This is a genomic window from Streptomyces sp. NPDC030838, from assembly GCF_055572035.1.
Window position 1 is genome coordinate 1 of sequence record NZ_JBVIED010000032.1, and the last position, 2930, is coordinate 2930.

At 67.2% G+C, this 2930-nt stretch carries 1 protein-coding gene; it reads right to left on the reverse strand.

Annotated elements, in window-relative coordinates:
- Positions 1 to 2930, reverse strand: a 2930-nt coding sequence (locus ACZ42A_RS38920) for a DNRLRE domain-containing protein (RefSeq protein WP_468532117.1), incomplete at both ends; no start/stop codon positions are given.

The window sequence follows — 2930 nt, forward strand, 5'->3', positions numbered from 1 at the left end:
TTGGTGGTCTGCACCGGGCGGCCGAAGTCGTCGGCGACGTACTTGGTCGCGTGGTTCTCGGCGTCGGTGACGGTGGTGTCGGTGAACTTGGTGTTGGCGGTGTTCGCCGCGTAGGCGAAGGTGGTGTCACCGCCGAGACGGTCGGTGATCTTCTTCGTCCACCAGTGGTACTTGGGGTTGTCACCGGCCTGTGGAGCGTAGTAGTCGAGCTTCGTTCCGTGGCCGCGCGGGTCGGTGACGGTGACCAGCTTGACGTTCTTGTTGCCCTGCGTGGCGTCGTACGTGAACCCGAACACCTTCGGCTGGGACGAGCCGGCACCGTCGGTGAGCTTGGTCAGCAGGCCCTGGTCGGAGTACTCGAAGGTCAGCTTGCGCAGCGGGATGCCGCTGACCGTCCCCGAGATGTCCGTGATCGACTTGACGTGGTCGGCGATCTTCGGGCTGGTGGCCTCGGCCTTGGAGTAGTAGTCGACGGTGAGGGACTGCCGGCCGGCCGGGTCGGTGATGTACTTGAGGAACTTGACCGGCTTGTTGTTGGACTTGCGCTCCTCGTAGGTGTACGTCTGCGTGTTGCCGTTCTTGTCCACGATGGACGTGAGGTAGCCGTCGCAGCCGAAGAGGAAGCGTGTGCCGTCCGGGCGCAGGAGGGTCCAGGCGTCCGGGACCGGGTCCTTGTCCGGGGTGCAGTCCAGGTCCGGCTTCATGGTGAGCCGGTAGTGGACACCCGCCGGGGCTTCCCAGGTGCCGTCGTCCTGCTTGCGGAAGACGTGGGTGGTGCCGTCGCCGTCCGGCAGGCGGACCTCACGGGCGTTCGCGCTGGGGTTGGGGTGGAAGTCCAGCGGGGCGCCGAGCCGGATCGGTCCGGCGAGCTGGGCGGACCAGCCGCCGCCGAGGACGGTGTCGCTGGTGTCGAGGGAGTTGTAGGAGAAGCGGGCGAAGGTGGTCAGGCCGCGTCCGGGGTTGGTGAACGCGTTGTACGACCACACGGTGTTGCCGGCGGCGAGGTTGTTCATCACCGTCGACCCGGCGCCCGTGTTCTTGCCGGTGTAGGAGTAGAACTTCTCCAGACCCAGGCTGTTGGAGGTCGGGTCCTCCACCGCCACGTTCTGCTTCAAGGACGGGATCCCGCCCGTGCCCGCCGACAGCCAGGAGCCGTCGGAGACCTTGCGGACATCCCAGCCGAGGACATAATCGGTGCGCTTGTTGCCGGAGTCCGAGTTGATCGGCGTCTTGACCTGTGCCTGGAGCACGGTCGACTGACCCGGCGCGAGGGCGGGGACGGCCGTCGCGACCTGGTTGCCGCCATTGGTGACGTCCGTGCCGTCCGGAAGCTTCCAGGTGTACGACAGCTCGCGCTCACCGGCCGCCCACGCGGTGTTGGTGGTGTTGGTGAGGGTGAACTCGACCGTGTAGGTGGAGTTCGGCGTCATCCGCGCCGGCGTCTTCGGCGCGTAGTACGTCGAGTCGGTGGTGGAGTCGATGTAGGAGACCACCAGACGCGGGCGCAGCTTCTTCTCGCTCGCCTCGGAGGACAGGAACACCGTGCGTTCCTGCTTGACCGACTCATCCGCCATCTTCAGCAGCACACCCTGCTGGGAGGACGGCGTGGTCACCCAGCCCTGCACCAGGGAGGCGACGCTCCAGTCCTGCCGGGCCGGGTCGTTGGTCAGCTCGGAGACGGTGTCGGCGACGGCACTGCCGAAGTCACCGCCGGGCGTGGTCCAGTTGGTGGTGGAGTTCGCCTTCACCCAGGTCGCGGACGCCTCGTCGAAGTCCCGGGTGAGAGGACGCAGCTCATAGACCGCGCCGGTGTTCTCCGTGGTGGTCGTGGTGCCCCACAGACGCACGGTGGCGTCCATGACGCGGGCGCTGGTCGGGATGTCGGACAGGGCGGGGAACTTCAGGGCCGCGCGAGTGGTGCCGTAGGTGGGAGAGTTGTTTCCCACCGCCAGCCACTTCTGCGCCACCCCGTCTGTCAACGTGTCATGGGGGGTGGTCGACTCCGTCTGCGACAGCGTCGTGTCCTGCGTGGCCTCGACGATCTTGGTCGTGCGGCCCGCCTTCGGCAGCCGCACCAGCTGCGTCGGAGCACCGATCACCTGACCGTCCGCCGTCTTGACGGCGACCATGTAGTAGTACGCCCGCCCAAACAGCTCCGAGCTGTCGGCCGCAGTCGGCGTCGCCGAGGTGTCGGTGTACGACGTCGACGACTTCGACACGGGGGCGACCAGGGTCGCCGCCGACGGGGTGAAGGTCTGGTAGATGGAGCGGTGGACCTGGTACTCGACGATGTCGTCACCGGCCGCGGTCGACGGGTCGGCGTACGCCGACCACTTCAGCTCCGCACCGGTGTCGTGGATCGTCGTCGGCGCATCCAGCTCCACACCGGGACGGCCGTACGTCAGCACCAGACGCGGGTAGTTCGCGGCCTCACCCGCGTAGGCGAACTCGCTGCCCTCATACCGGGGGCCGCCCTTGGGGGCATTCGCGGACTCGTCGGCGGCCTTGACCACGAACCCGTGGTTGGTGTTCGCGCCGTCGATCCAGGACTGCACGGTCTTGGTGACCGGGAAGGAGTGCCACACGTTCAGCTCGTCGGGCTGCTTGGTGACCACACCGCCCTTGGTGAAACGCACCGCGTCCGCGATCACGGCCGTGGACGTCGAAGCCGGACCGTCACCGAGGACGATCTTGCCCGCAGTGCCGGCCTTGAACGGATGGGTGCCCAGCGTCTTCCACACACCGCCCGTACCGGCCTGCTGGTTGACCGTGTAGGCCTTCGAGCCACCGCTGTAGGTCAGCGTGTACGGCGCATTGGTGGCCCGGTCCGTGGCCGGCACGTAGTGCACCTGGACCTGGTAGTCGCCGTCCTCGGGAAGGTTCGGCTGCCAGGTGTAGGTGTTCCCGGCGACCGAGTCCTTGTTGTACAG